At 67.2% G+C, this 13,022-nt stretch carries 16 protein-coding genes and 1 pseudogene; 10 read left to right on the top strand and 7 right to left on the bottom strand.

All coding sequences use genetic code 11. The features are described 5' to 3' along the window. Positions 1-35: 35 nt before the first annotated feature. The 3 genes from NG1_RS14610 to NG1_RS14600 are packed head-to-tail and all read left to right on the top strand — an operon-like array spanning position 36 to position 2,582. The gene (locus tag NG1_RS14610; protein ID WP_062971078.1) at positions 36-581 is read left to right on the top strand and encodes a PH domain-containing protein; all 546 of its coding nucleotides are present in this window, start codon (positions 36-38) and stop codon (positions 579-581) included. A gap of 17 nt (positions 582-598) precedes the next feature. Beyond that, positions 599-1,276 (top strand): response regulator transcription factor, encoded by a 678-nt coding sequence (locus NG1_RS14605; protein WP_040865082.1) that lies wholly within the window; start codon positions 599-601, stop codon positions 1,274-1,276. A gap of 1 nt (position 1,277) precedes the next feature. Further along, positions 1,278-2,582: a sensor histidine kinase gene (locus tag NG1_RS14600; protein ID WP_062971076.1), complete on the top strand. Its 1,305-nt coding sequence runs from the start codon at positions 1,278-1,280 to the stop codon at positions 2,580-2,582. 1 nt (position 2,583) lies between these two features. Here NG1_RS14600 and NG1_RS14595 read toward each other — a convergent pair whose 3' ends face one another. Continuing rightward, a complete protein-coding gene (locus NG1_RS14595; protein ID WP_040865084.1) occupies positions 2,584-3,123 on the bottom strand; it encodes a GtrA family protein in 540 nt (179 codons plus the stop codon). Positions 3,124-3,162: 39 nt separating this feature from the next. Between NG1_RS14595 and NG1_RS14590 the strand changes: the two genes are divergently transcribed. Both NG1_RS14590 and purE read left to right on the top strand, forming a co-directional pair. Then, positions 3,163-4,383, top strand: coding sequence for a 5-(carboxyamino)imidazole ribonucleotide synthase (locus NG1_RS14590; RefSeq protein WP_062971204.1), 1,221 nt, complete (start codon positions 3,163-3,165; stop codon positions 4,381-4,383). Then, positions 4,376-4,891 (top strand): 5-(carboxyamino)imidazole ribonucleotide mutase, encoded by a 516-nt coding sequence (gene purE / locus NG1_RS14585; protein WP_174315392.1) that lies wholly within the window; start codon positions 4,376-4,378, stop codon positions 4,889-4,891. Before NG1_RS14590 ends, purE begins: the two co-directional genes overlap by 8 nt. A 20-nt stretch (positions 4,892-4,911) precedes the next feature. On the opposite strand, the pseudogene NG1_RS35620 reads toward purE, so the two are convergent. Beyond that, positions 4,912-5,078, bottom strand: a pseudogene (locus NG1_RS35620) (citrate synthase); the annotation flags it as partial. Positions 5,079-5,214: 136 nt separating this feature from the next. Here NG1_RS35620 and NG1_RS14580 point away from each other — a divergent pair. Both NG1_RS14580 and NG1_RS14575 read left to right on the top strand, forming a co-directional pair. Further along, a complete protein-coding gene (locus NG1_RS14580; RefSeq protein ID WP_062971074.1) occupies positions 5,215-5,877 on the top strand; it encodes a TetR family transcriptional regulator in 663 nt (220 codons plus the stop codon). 163 nt (positions 5,878-6,040) lie between these two features. Further along, positions 6,041-7,198, top strand: a complete 1,158-nt coding sequence (locus NG1_RS14575; RefSeq protein ID WP_040865087.1) for an acyl-CoA dehydrogenase — start codon at positions 6,041-6,043, stop codon at positions 7,196-7,198. 161 nt (positions 7,199-7,359) lie between these two features. On the opposite strand, the gene NG1_RS14570 is transcribed toward NG1_RS14575, so the two are convergent. The 3 genes from NG1_RS14570 to NG1_RS14560 all read right to left on the bottom strand — a co-directional run bounded on the left by NG1_RS14570 (position 7,360) and on the right by NG1_RS14560 (position 9,250). Next, positions 7,360-8,496, bottom strand: a complete 1,137-nt coding sequence (locus NG1_RS14570) for an epoxide hydrolase family protein (RefSeq protein ID WP_062971072.1) — start codon at positions 8,494-8,496, stop codon at positions 7,360-7,362. 108 nt (positions 8,497-8,604) lie between these two features. Beyond that, entirely contained in the window at positions 8,605-8,826 is a 222-nt protein-coding gene (locus NG1_RS14565) for a hypothetical protein (RefSeq protein WP_062971070.1), read from the bottom strand. Then, entirely contained in the window at positions 8,819-9,250 is a 432-nt protein-coding gene (locus NG1_RS14560) for a DNA-directed RNA polymerase subunit beta (RefSeq protein ID WP_245659904.1), read from the bottom strand. The genes NG1_RS14565 and NG1_RS14560 overlap by 8 nt, the downstream gene beginning before the upstream one ends. Before the next feature lie 329 nt (positions 9,251-9,579). Between NG1_RS14560 and NG1_RS14555 the strand changes: the two genes are divergently transcribed. The 3 genes from NG1_RS14555 to NG1_RS39235 all read left to right on the top strand — a co-directional run bounded on the left by NG1_RS14555 (position 9,580) and on the right by NG1_RS39235 (position 11,041). Continuing rightward, a complete protein-coding gene (locus NG1_RS14555) occupies positions 9,580-10,470 on the top strand; it encodes a helix-turn-helix domain-containing protein (RefSeq protein WP_062971202.1) in 891 nt (296 codons plus the stop codon). Continuing rightward, positions 10,460-10,666, top strand: a complete 207-nt coding sequence (locus tag NG1_RS14550) for a DUF397 domain-containing protein (protein WP_084498926.1) — start codon at positions 10,460-10,462, stop codon at positions 10,664-10,666. The genes NG1_RS14555 and NG1_RS14550 overlap by 11 nt, the downstream gene beginning before the upstream one ends. A gap of 75 nt (positions 10,667-10,741) precedes the next feature. Then, the gene (locus NG1_RS39235; RefSeq protein ID WP_084498922.1) at positions 10,742-11,041 is read left to right on the top strand and encodes a DUF397 domain-containing protein; all 300 of its coding nucleotides are present in this window, start codon (positions 10,742-10,744) and stop codon (positions 11,039-11,041) included. Positions 11,042-11,169: 128 nt separating this feature from the next. On the opposite strand, the gene NG1_RS14545 is transcribed toward NG1_RS39235, so the two are convergent. Both NG1_RS14545 and NG1_RS14540 read right to left on the bottom strand, forming a co-directional pair. Next, positions 11,170-11,454, bottom strand: a complete 285-nt coding sequence (locus NG1_RS14545; protein WP_062971064.1) for a GNAT family N-acetyltransferase — start codon at positions 11,452-11,454, stop codon at positions 11,170-11,172. A gap of 46 nt (positions 11,455-11,500) precedes the next feature. Further along, positions 11,501-12,859 carry an FAD-binding oxidoreductase gene (locus NG1_RS14540; protein ID WP_062971062.1) on the bottom strand — a complete coding sequence of 453 codons (1,359 nt, stop codon included), beginning with the start codon at positions 12,857-12,859 and terminating at the stop codon, positions 11,501-11,503. Positions 12,860-13,022: the final 163 nt, after the last annotated feature.

Raw genomic sequence — 13,022 nt, 5'->3', positions numbered from 1 at the left:
CCGTTCCGGCATCTTCAGGCGGTAGTGTTCCTGACATGGGTTATCCGGAGGATGTGCTGGCGCCCGAGGAACAGCTGCTGCTGCATCGCCACCCGCATTGGAAAATGCTCTTCTGGCCGATCGTGACGCTCATCGTGGCCACCGCGCTCGCCGGTTTCGCGGGGGGACTCGTCTCGCAGAAGGCCACGGGCACCACCGCCTCGGCGCTGCTCGTCACGGTGCTGGTGGTGTATCTGGCCATCCTGCTATGGCGTTGTGCCGCACCGGTTATCCGATGGAAGTCGACGCATTTCATCATCACCGACCGGCGGGTGCTGGTACGTCAGGGTGTGCTCACCCACAGCGGCATCGACATCCCGATGAGCCGGATCTCCAGCGTGCAGTTCCGGCACGGACTCTTCGATCGGCTGCTCGGCACCGGGACCCTGATCATCGAGTCGTCCTCCTCGGAGCCGCTGGAATACGACGACATCCCGTCGGTTCAGCAGGTACACGCGCTGCTGTACCACCAGGTGTTCGAGGTCGAGCGCCATCGCGACGGCCGCGACGAGCGCCGCGACGACCGTCGCAGCTACCGGTGAGCCCGTAACCTGGGCGTATGACCGCTGTACTGCTGGCCGAGGACGACGACGCCATCGCGGCCCCGCTGTCACGCGCGCTCGGCCGCGAGGGCTACTCGGTGACCGTCGAGAGTTTCGGCCCTGCCGTGCTGCAACGAGCCCTGGAAGGCGGCCATGACCTGCTCATCCTCGATCTGGGCCTGCCCGGCATGGACGGGCTGGAGGTATGCCGTCAGGTGCGCGCTCGCGGCGCCGATCTGGCCGTGCTGATGCTCACCGCGCGCACCGACGAGGTGGATTTCGTGGTGGGGCTGGACGCGGGCGCCGACGACTACGTCGGCAAGCCGTTCCGCCTCGCCGAGCTGCTGGCCCGGGTGCGAGCGTTGTTGCGGCGCAGCGGAATCGGCGACGACACGGTCGAGGTCGGGGGGATTCGCCTGGAGCCCGCGGCGCGGCGTGTGCTGGTCAACGGAGTCGAAATCGGTTTGGCCAACAAGGAATACGAGTTGCTCAAGGTGCTGATCGACCGGGCGGGTCAGGTGGTGGCGCGCGAGACCATCCTGCGCGAGGTGTGGGGCGACGCGGAGCTGCGCGGTTCCAAGACGTTGGACATGCACATGTCCTGGTTGCGCCGCAAGATCGGCGACGAGGGCCCCATGGCCGAACGGCGCATCGTCACCGTGCGCGGGGTCGGCTTCCGGCTGAACACCGACTGACGTGCGCCGCCGGATCCTGCGTTCCATGCTCACCGTGCTGACCCTCACCACGGTGGTGCTCGGCGTGCCGCTGATCTACACGGCGTGGTTGTGGGTGGAGGACATCACGCGCAACGACCTGCAGAACCGGCTGGACCGGATCGCCGCGGAGATCATCGCGCAGGAGCGCGACGGCACCGTGTCCGGGGAGCTGGACATCCGGTCGGTGGCGCCGCTGGTGCCGGAGAACGGGAAGCTCACCATCGTCTACCCGTCACAGCAGGACAACGCCTCCCGGCGCGACATCGGTGTGGCGCAGGTGCCCGATCCGCTGGTCGAGTCGCTGTCCATGGGCAAGTCCGCGTCGCTGCGCTTGGAGGTGCCCTCGGCGCCGATGCACGCCATGCAGCGCCAGGCGGTCGCGGTGGTCGCGCTGGCGGTGCTCGCCTCACTGGGCGCGGCGGTCTCGGTCGCGGTGGTCACCGCGCGGCGGGTGGCCGATCCGCTGCGGGACGTCGCGGCGCGCGCGGCGCGGCTGGCGATGGGCGATTTCCGCCCCGATCCGCGCAGGCACGGCATCGCGGAACTGGATCGCGTCTCCGACGTGCTCGATTCGGCGACCGTGGAGATCGCCGGACGGCTCCAGCGCGAACACGCCCTGGTGGCGGATGTCTCACATCAGCTGCGCAGCAGGCTCACCGCGGTGCGGCTGCGCCTCGACGAGCTGTCCGCGCATCCCGATCCGGAAGTGGTGCACGAGGCAGAGGAGGCGATGGCGCAGGTCGACCGCCTCACCGACGCGATCGACGATCTGGTCCGCGCCTCGCGGGACGAGGACGCGGCCGATCGCGATCCGGTGCCGGTGATGGACGAGTTGCGCGGTGTGGTGGCCGAATGGACCCATCCGTTCACCGAGGCGGGCCGGACGCTGACGCTCACCGGCGACGAGTCGCTGCGCGCCCCGATCACGGGTTCGCGGCTGCGCGAGGCGGTCGCGGTGCTGGTGGACAACGCGCTCATGCACGGCGGTGGGACTTGCACGGTGTCGGTGCGCTCGGTGCGGCCGGGGGTCGGCCGTGAGCCGCTGGTGTGCGTCGAGGTCGCCGACGAGGGGCACGGCGTCCGCGACGAGCTGGCGCCGCACATCTTCGACCGGGGCTTCTCCGCGGGCGGTTCCACCGGAGTCGGCCTCGCGCTGGCGCGGGCGCTGGTCGAGGCGGACGGCGGACGCCTGGAATTGCAACGGCGCAGGCCCGCGCTGTTCGCGGTGTTCCTCGGGGCCTCGAAGGCCCGTCCGGCGAACGCGGTGGTGGCCGAGCCGCGCTGACTCAGCCGCGGCCGAGTTCCTCTTCCACGAGGTCGACGAACTCCGCTTCGAGCTCTTTCATCTCGTCCGGGAACACCCAGCGGCGCATCGACCAGAAACGGAAGGCCATCTGCAGCAGATTGCCGATGATGAAGGCGCTGATGAAGTCGGCGATGTTCTCGACCGTGAAGCTCACGTTGGGCTGGCGCAGGTCGAAGACGTAGCTGGAGATCCACAGCGGGGTGAAGGCCAGGACCACGCCGACGCCGCTGACGGCGAAGAACAGCAGCGCCTCGTGATGGCGTTCGCGCCCACCGCGATTCTTGAACGACCATTCCCGGTTCAGGATGTAGGACGCGATCACGGCGATGACGCCGGAAATGATCTTGGCCGTGACCGGTTTCTCCGCGAGTACCGTCCACTTGAGTCCGTAGAAGATGCCGCTGTCGATCACGAACGTGGTCGCCCCGACGATCGCGAATTTGATCAACTCCCGATGCCGGTACGCGATATCTTGCAGCGGCTTGGGAAGGACGCTGACCACGTCTTCGACGAATGACACAAGACCGGAGTGTACCGGTACCGACCATTCGAGCCGGCCATGACAATATTGTCCGACGTGAGCGCACGTTCCTTCGATCCATCGGCAATGCCCACCGTCACCATGATCGGTGGCGGACAGCTGGCGCGCATGACGCATCAGGCGGCGATCGCGCTGGGCCAGCGGCTGCGCGTACTCGCCGAGAACCCCGAGGACCCGGCTGCCCAGGTGAGCCCGGAGGTGGTGCTCGGCAGTCACACCGACCTGGGCGCGCTGCGCAAGGCGGCGGTCGGGTCGCACGCGCTGACCTTCGACCACGAGCACGTGCCGACCGAGCACCTGGAGGCGCTGGTCGCCGAGGGCGTCAACGTGCAGCCGCCGCCGCAGGCGCTGGTCTACGCGCAGGACAAGCTGGCGATGCGCAGCAAGCTGAGCGGGCTCGGGCTGCCCGTGCCCGCGTTCACGCCGGTGACCTCGGTCGCCGACGCGGTGCGCTTCGGCGACGAGCACGGCTGGCGGATCGTGCTGAAGGCGGTGCGCGGCGGTTACGACGGACGCGGCGTGTGGATGCCCGAGTCCGCCGACGAGGCCGCGGCGATCGTCACCGACCAGCTCGCGTACGGCGCCCAGCTGCTGGCGGAGGCGAGGATCCACCTGAAGCGCGAGCTGTCGGCGATGGTGGCCCGTTCGCCGTTCGGGCAGGCGGCGACCTGGCCGGTGGTGGAGACGGTGCAGCGCAAGGGTCAGTGCGCGGTCGTCATCGCGCCCGCGCCCGACCTGTCGGAGGACACGGCCGCCGCGGCGGAGACGATGGCGTTGAACCTCGCGAAGGAACTCGGCGTCGTCGGCGTCATGGCGGTGGAGCTGTTCGAGACCACCGACGGTGACCTGCTGGTGAACGAGCTGGCCATGCGCCCGCACAACTCCGGGCACTGGGGGATGGACGGCGCCCGCACCGGGCAGTTCGAACAGCATCTGCGCGCCGTGCTCGACTACCCGCTCGGCGACACCACGCCGCTGGCGCCGGTGACCGTGATGGCCAACATCCTCGGCGCGCCGCAGGCCCCGGAGATGTCGATGGACGAGCGGCTGCACCACCTGTTCGCGCGGCTCCCGGAGGCGAAGGTGCACCTGTACGGGAAGGGTGAGCGTCCCGACCGCAAGATCGGGCACGTCAACATCCTCGGCGACGACGTGGCCGAGGTTCGGGAGAAGGCCGAGCGGGCGGCGCACTGGATGTCGCACGCGATCTGGACCGACGGATGGGATCCGCATGAGTGAAGAAGTGGCCATCGGCCCGGCTGTCGGCCTGATCATGGGCAGCGACTCCGACTGGCCGACGATGGAGGCCGCCGCGGAGGCGCTGGCGGAATTCGGGATCCGCTTCGAGGTGGGCGTCGTCTCGGCGCACCGCACTCCGCAGCGCATGCTCGACTACGCGCGTGACGCCGCCGGTCGAGGGTTGAAGGTCATCATCGCGGGCGCGGGCGGCGCGGCCCACCTGCCCGGCATGGTCGCCTCCGCCACGCCGCTGCCGGTGATCGGCGTGCCGGTCCCGCTCAAGTACCTCGACGGCATGGACTCGCTGCTGTCCATCGTGCAGATGCCCGCGGGCGTGCCCGTCGCCACCGTCTCCATCGGCGGCGCCCGTAACGCCGGCCTGCTCGCCACCCGCATCCTCGCCGCCCACGACCCGGCCCTGCGCACCCGCATGGAACAGTTCCAGGCCGGACTAGAGCAGATGGTGCTGGAAAAGGACGACGCACTGCGCACGAAGCTCTTGGGCTGAGCGGTCCAGGGGACTTCGTGATAGGACAGCGCCATGACCGAGGCGCGGGCGAGGTTCTCGCGGGCGGTCTCGTCGTCGATGTCCAGCAGGGCTGGTAGCCCCAGATCGGCGCGAGCATGGCCGGCTCGGCTTGCACGTCGACGCGCACGTCACCGGTGCGGACCGAGAGCAGGAAGGGTCCGCGGGGGTCCCGGGCCCGTAGCCGAATCGGTCCGCAGAGCTCGGCTCGAGATGGCGCGACAGCGGAATCTCCGGCGCGGAGAACTGGGGGTTTCGGTTGCTGACTACGGTGTGTGGTCGTGACTACAGGGGATATCGCTCGGATGCGGGGAGGCGACGACACCGCGCATTTTCGGCTCACGGTGGTGGATCAGGCGCTGCGGTTGTTCGCCGAGAAGGGGTACGAGGCGACGACGGTCGATGAGATCGCCGAGGCGGCGGGGATCTCGCGGCGCACGTTCTTCCGGCAGTTCCGGTCCAAGGAGGACGTGATCTTCGCCGATCACGAGTCTCAGCTGACGCAGGCCGAGCAGTTCCTGTCCGCGTCGCGCGAGGATCCGTGGGAGGCGGTGTGCGCGGCGGTGGTGCAGGTGTTCGAGCGATTCACGCAGTGGCGGGAGATCGCGGCGCGCCGGTATCAGGTGGTGCGTCGGGTGCCTGCCTTGCGGGAGCGCGAGATCGTCACGGTGTTCCGTTACGAACGGTTGTTCACCGACTACCTGCGCGAGCGGCTGCCCGATGTCCCCGATCTGGCGCGGGTGCAGTTCGCCGCCGCTGTGACGGCGACGCACAACTACCTGCTGCGCCGGATGGTGCGCGGCGAGTCGGACGCGGGCGCCGCCGACCTGCGGTTGGAGCTGGCCGCGATCCCGCGTGGCGCCGGGCGTGCCGTGAACCCCGACGAGCTGGTCGTCGCCGTGTTCCCGCGCGATGCCGCGCCCAGGCAGATAGCGGACCTGCTGGTCCGCAAGCTCGGCACCCTGTGACGTGGCCCTGAGTGCGACCAATCTGACACTGAGTGCCACGCAATCTTCCCATGTGATACGCGTCCATGAGGGTATACTCGACTCATATGTGGCACTGAGTGCCGACGCGTCGCGTTCTCGGCGGAAAGCGGCGATCATCACCGACGACCAGGAGTGAAGCCCGATGGCGGGAAACCCCGATTTCGACCTGTTCAAGCTCGAGGACTTCCACGATGAGCTGCGCGCCGCGATCCGCGCTCTCGCCGAGAAGGAGATCGCTCCGCACGCCAAGGACGTCGACGGCAACTCCCGCTTCCCGGAAGAGGCGCTGACCGCGCTGAACGCCTCCGGCTTCAACGCCGTGCACGTGCCGGAGGCCTACGGCGGCCAGGGGGCCGACTCGGTGGCCACCTGCATCGTGATCGAGGAGGTCGCGCGCGTCTGCGGTTCGTCCTCGCTGATCCCCGCGGTCAACAAGCTCGGCACCATGGGCCTGATCCTGAACGGCTCCGAGGAGCTGAAGCACAAGGTGCTGCCGGACATCGTCAACGGCGAGATGGCCTCCTACGCGCTGTCCGAGCGCGAGGCGGGCTCCGACGCGGCAGGCATGCGCACCCGGGCCAAGCAGGAGGGTGACGACTGGATCATCAACGGCTCCAAGTGCTGGATCACCAACGGCGGCAAGTCCTCCTGGTACACCGTGATGGCGGTGACCGACGCGGAGAAGGGCGCCAACGGCATCTCGGCCTTCCTGGTGCACAAGGACGACGAGGGTTTCGTGGTCGGGCCGCTGGAGCACAAGCTGGGCATCAAGGGCTCGCCCACCGCCGAGCTGTATTTCGAGAACTGCCGGGTGCCGGGTGACCGCATCGTCGGTGAGCCGGGCACCGGCTTCAAGACCGCGCTGCAGACCCTCGACCACACCCGCCCCACCATCGGCGCGCAGGCCGTCGGCCTGGCCCAGGGCGCACTGGACGCGGCCATCGCCTACACCAAGGACCGCAAGCAGTTCGGCAAGTCGATCGCCGACTTCCAGAACACCCAGTTCATGCTCGCCGACATGGCGATGAAGATCGAGGCCGCCCGCCTCATGGTCTACACCTCGGCCGCACGCGCCGAGCGCGGCGAGCAGAACCTCGGCTTCATCTCCGCCGCCGCCAAGTGCTTCGCCTCCGATGTCGCCATGGAGGTCACCACCAACGCCGTCCAGCTGTTCGGCGGCGCGGGCTACACCACCGACTTCCCGGTGGAGCGCATGATGCGTGATGCGAAGATCACCCAGATCTACGAGGGCACCAACCAGATCCAGCGTCTGGTGATGAGCCGCGCCCTGCTCAAGTGATGTTTTTGTAGATCGCCGGATGTTCGGGCGCGCTTGAAATCGCATCCCAGGCCGTCTCCAGGCCGTCGAGGAGCACAGGCCGCCCGAACATTCTTGCTGCCTCGTCGTCGAAACGAGTGACAGTGATGCTGCCGAGAGACTGTCCCACGTTTAGCCGGACGTCAGCCGACTTCGGCGAAGAACCGCCGGATGTCGCCGACGAGCAGTTCGGGTGCCTCGTGCGCGGCGAAATGGCCTGCGGCATCGTTCGGACCGCCGATCGCCGAGCCTGCGTCGTAGGAGTTCCAGCTGACGATATTGCTGTGGTCACGCTCGGCGAACCGGCGGATCGACTGGAAATCGCCCTTGAACATGGCGAGTGCGGTGGGGGTCGTGGTCGAGCCGGTCGGGCGGTCGGTGCTGTGCGCCTCCTCGTAGTAGTACCGGACGGAGGAGCTCGCGGTGCCGGTCAGCCAGTAGAGGGCGACGTTGCCGATGACGAAATCGGCGTCCAGACTCTCACCGAAAAGTTGTGCGTTCCAACCCAGCAGGCCGATCGGCGAATCGGAGAGCGCGTAGGCCAGCGTCTGCGGCTGCTGGCTGCACAGGATGTTGAAGGCCATCTTGTTGTCCTGGAACCACTTCAGGTGTTCGAGTGCCGCCAGATCCTCCGGCGAGAGGCCGACGAACTCGGCCGGATCGCCGGACGGGAACGAGAACAGCTGTGTCACATGGACACCCACTACCCGTTCCGGCGCCAGGCGACCGATCTCCGGGGAGACCATCGAGCCGCCGTCGTTGCCGATCGCGCCGAAGCGCTGGTAGCCGAGCCGATCCATCAGCTCGATCCAGGCCTTGGCGACGCGCCGCGTGGTCCAGCCGGTGCTGTGCGTCGGGCCGGAGAAGCCCATGCCGGGCAGCGCCGGAATCACGAGGTGGAAGGCGGGATCCTCAGCGGACTCCGGTGCGGTCAGCGACTCGATGACGTCGAGGAACTCGAGTACCGAGCCGGGCCAGCCGTGGGTGAGTACCACCGGCAGCGCGTCCGCGCGAGATGACCGGATGTGCAGAAAGTAGATGTTCTCGCCATCGATCTCAGTGGTGAACTGCGGGTAGGCGTTCAGCTTCGCCTCGAGCGCCCGCCAGTCGAAGGTCTCCAGCCAGTACTGAGCCAGGCCGCGCACCCGATCCCCGGGGACGCCATAGGAGTCCCCCACGCCGGGCAGTTCGCTCGGCCACAGGGAGCGGCGCAGACGCTCGGCCAGATCGTCGAGCTGGGTCTGCGGAATGTCGACCCGGAAGGGCCTGATGGTGCTCATGGCGGTCTCCTTTGGAATGGAATGCTTTGTTCTGTTTTAACTGTACAGAACGGATCATTCCGTTTCAACTCCGTGTCGTGCTGTCGACCCGCGCGACGTCTCACGATGTCAGGGGTGTAAATACAGCCGTTCGCACGGCAGTCTCGGGTAGCCGTCGGTGTCGTCTGTGGATACTTCGACCGCGTCGTGCCAGTGGCGGGCGCGCCACTCCTGGACGAACAGGCAGGCGGCCGTGACGCAGGCGACGAAGTCCAGGCGGGCGCCGTGCCAGAAGACCGACAGGTGAACATCCGGCTCGGAGGGGATGGGGGATTCCGCGCGATCAGGCATATGCCACCCATCGCCGGCGGCGCGCGAGCTTGTCGGCCACGCAGCCACGGATCGCCGCGACGACTACACGGCCGGAGGGGCGAAATCCGGTGTTCGGCCGCGTTATCCACGCGCGGAACTGGGTTCCGCGATCTGCGGGGCTCGGCAGTGCGATCGTCCCCCCGTAGCGGATGATGGACACGTTCAAGCGGAACATCTCGGCGAACAGCGGCACGTCGTCCGGCAGGTCCGGCCGGATGATGAACGTCCACCGATGCGATCGTGGATGCGACAGGATCGGCCCCAGCTCGTGGCCGTGGTACTGCATCCACGCCTTCACGTGCTGTCCCAGGACGGCGGGCATGGTTATGGCCCAGACCATTCCGGTGCGGACGATGATCCGGCCGATCTGGGGAGGGTCCACGATCGCGGGCAGGTCGCACACTCGTCGGTAGTAGTGGCATCGAGACAGTGGGGTGTCTCCGAAAGTTATCGGTTCATCCATCAGTAGACCTCGGGTCGCATCGACGGGTAGAAGGTGCGCCCGGCCCGTCAACCCTGTCGACGGATGGGGTGAATTGCTTTGCGAGCCCAGCAATCTCCACCCCGTCCGGTGCGCACGGTCATCATACAACGGCACGCGGGTGCGGGCACTCCGAATCGGGTACACCGAAAAAAGATCCGCGAAAGCCCAGCACGCGCACCGCAAACGGTGTGAGGATGTACGCGAGACGGGTGATTCGATGCGCCCGTGACGGGGAAGGGGAGGGCGACTTGTCAGATACCGGTTCGACTCTGCCGCGTCGTCAGCTCGGGAGGTATCTGACCGAGTGGCGCACGCGCGCCGGAATGACCCAGGCGAAGGCCGCCGACCTGTTGGAGATCGGAGCGAGCAGTCTTCAACGGCTGGAGAAGGGTCAGAACTCGCGGATCAGGTCTCGCGATATCCAGGCAGCGTGCGACCTGTACGGTGTCCCGGCGGACCTGACGGTCGCGCTGGTCGGACTAGCCAAGCAGGCCAACGTCAAGAGCTGGTGGCACCAGTACGGCGATCTCATCCCCAAGTCGTTCGATGTGTACGTCGGACTCGAAGCCGCGGCAGTGAAATTGGTGTCGTACCAGCCGGATCTGATACCGGGTCTGCTTCAAACCGCCGACTACGCGCAGGCGCTTGTTCGACTCGCGTGGCCGGATGAATCAATACAGCAGTGGGAGCAACGGCTTGAAATAAAGGCGCAGCGACAGAACATCATGACCCGCAAGACGCAGCCGGTCGTGCTCGACGTGGTTATAGGCGAAGGCGCTTTATGGCGCGTGGCTGGCAGCAGCGCGATCATGGCCACCCAAAACCGGCACCTTGCGGATATGTCTACAAGGGACAACGTGACGATTCGCGTACTGCCGTTCCACGCGGGCTTCCCCGGAGGCGTGTCCATGCCGCCGTTCGTGATTTTGGTTTTCGGGGAGAGCGTTCCTGTGGACCAGGTTGAGCCGCCAGTGGTCTATCTGGAAGGCGCGGTCGGAGATATGTATCTCGAAGATGCCGCAGACGTGGGTGCCTACACTCAAAGGTACGACAGCATCAGGGAATCCGCCTTGGATGTCAACTCGAGTAGAACCCTGCTGAGGCAGGTGGCAAGGGAGCATGAGCAGCGTGGACGTTGACGTATCGGGGGCACAGTGGTTCAAGAGCAGCCGTAGCCAGGCCGGTAAAGAGTGTGTTGAGGTTGCGTTTCTCGGCCGTGGCATGGTCGGCGTGCGGGACTCGAAGAACCCGTCCGGCCCGGCACTGGTGTTCACACCCGGCGAGTGGGACGCCTTCACCGCTGGCGTGGCGGATGGGGAGTTCAACCGCCCCTGAAGCGATCAGAAGCGCGGCGCTGAACCCGGATCAGAGCAAGAACCCGCTCCGGCAGATGGCAAGGGAGTATGCACCGTGAATACCGACCTCTCCGAGGCCAAGTGGTTCAAGAGCAGCTATAGCGGGGGAGACAAAGCCTGCGTCGAGGTCGCTTTCCTCGCGGGAGGTCATATCGGCGTGCGTGACTCCAAGAACCCGACCGGCCCGGCGCTGATGTTCGCGCCCGGCGTGTGGGATGCCTTCACCGTTGGCGTTACCGATGGCGACTTTCAAGCGGCCCTGAACCCACCGTTGCTTTGGCGGCATCCCGGCAGCTGCCGGGAACCCGGGCACATCGCTGCGGCGAACGCGAGTAGCTCTCCCGGTGGGTGGTGACCAGGGCAGCTCTTGCGCATTTGCCAACGATCCGGCCCGAGGCGTGGGGCTTTCACAGCACCGGATTTGTCCCGGGACGAGGCCGCTTACGAAGTACTCGTACGGAGGAACCGTGCCGTGACGATCGCTCAGGAGACCAAATCGGCGTATTCGCGGTGTTCGGCGATGTACTTCTCCACGTACCAGCAGGTGGGGATGACCGAGAATCCGGACTTGCGGGAGTCGTCGAGGGCGTATTCGACGACCTGAGCGGCTACTCCGCGGCCCCGGAACTCCGGGAAGGTCATGGTGTGGTGGAAGTCGCGGACCTTGGGGTCTTCGCGTTCGGCGTAGTCGGCGTACCCGGCGAGGGTGTCGTCGATGTAGATCTCGAAACGGGTATCGGCGACGTTGTGTTCGAGCCTGGTCGTCATGTTGGGGTAGAACTCCTTGTCGGCTGGGAATGTTCCGTCGCGACGGTCACAGGATCGCGCCGGGATTGAGGATGCCGTCGGGGTCGAGGGCGTCCTTGATGCGCCGGGTCAGGGCCATCACGTCGGGGCCGAGCTGATCGGGCAGCCATGCCTTCTTCAATCGGCCGACGCCGTGTTCACCGGTGATGGTGCCGCCGAGGGCGATGGCCAGGTCCATGATCTCGCCGAAGGCGCGATGCGCCCGCTCGGTGAGATCCGCGTCGGAGGGGTCGTGCACGATCAGCGGGTGGGTGTTTCCGTCGCCCGCGTGCGCGATCACCGACACCGTCACCGCGTTGCGCTCGGCGATCTCGGCGACGCCGCTCACCAGGTCGCCGAGCCGGGGCAGCGGCACGCCGACGTCCTCGAGCAGCAGCGGGCCGAGCTTCTCCACAGCGGGAATCGCCAGACGCCGGGCGGCCGCGAACGCCTCGCCCTCGGCCGGGTCCTCGGTGTGGAAAACCTCGGTTGCGCCTGCTTTCTCACAGGCCGCCGCCATGATCTCGGCCTCGCGCCGGGCGAATTCGCCGGGTGCGTCGGAGCGCGCGACCAGCAGCGCGGCCGCCTGCCGGTCCAATCCCATCCGCAGCTCGTCCTCCACGGCGTTGATCGACACCGAGTCCATGAACTCGAGCATCGAGGGCCGCAGTTCTCCGGTGATGGTCAGGATCGCCTCGGTGGCGGCGGTGAGCGTGGGGAAGCTCGCGACGACCGTGCTCTGCGGCGGTTGCGCGGGCAGCAGTCGCAGGGTCAGTTCCGTGATCACTCCGAGCGTGCCCTCGCTGCCGACGAACAACTTGGTCAGCGACAGGCCGGCCGAGTCCTTCAATCGTGGACCACCCAGCCGCACGACGGTGCCGTCGGCGAGCGCGACCTGCATCCCGAGCACGTAATCGGTTGTCACGCCGTATTTCACACAGCACAGTCCGCCCGCGTTCGTCGCCGCGTTACCGCCGATCGAGCAGATCTCGAACGACGACGGGTCGGGCGGATACCACAGGCCGTGCTCCGCGACCGCGCGCTTGACCTCGGCGTTGAGCAGGCCCGGCTGCACCACGGCGGTCCGGGTGACCGGGTCGACGGTGATATCCCGCATCCGCTCGGTGGTGAGCACGATCGCTCCGTCGACCGCCGTGGCGCCCCCGGACAGCCCGGATCCGGCTCCGCGCGGGATCACCGGGACACGATGCGCGGTGGCCCATCGCAGCGTGGCGGACACGTCGTCGGTGCTGGTTGCCCGCACCACGGCGAGGGCGGTCCCGGCGTCCGGATCCCGCGCCCAGTCCTGGCGGTAGCTCGCCAGCAGATCGGCGTCGGTGAGCACCGTGCCGTCGGGAAGGGCGGCGATCAAGTCATGCAGGTCCACAACTTCACGCTAGCTCCCCGTGCCCGTGATTTGCTGACCGGCCGACCCGTGCGCGTGTGGCGGGCGAAAGCCCCGGAATGTGATGTCACCCGCCATAGTGGTATTACCGCTGTCGGGAGACCAGAATGCCCACAGGGGCTTAGTGTTCGGGGCATCGAGTTCT

Source organism: Nocardia gamkensis NBRC 108242, assembly GCF_001612985.1.
Lineage (GTDB): Bacteria > Actinomycetota > Actinomycetes > Mycobacteriales > Mycobacteriaceae > Nocardia > Nocardia gamkensis.
This window is presented reverse-complemented; position numbering and strand designations above follow the sequence as displayed.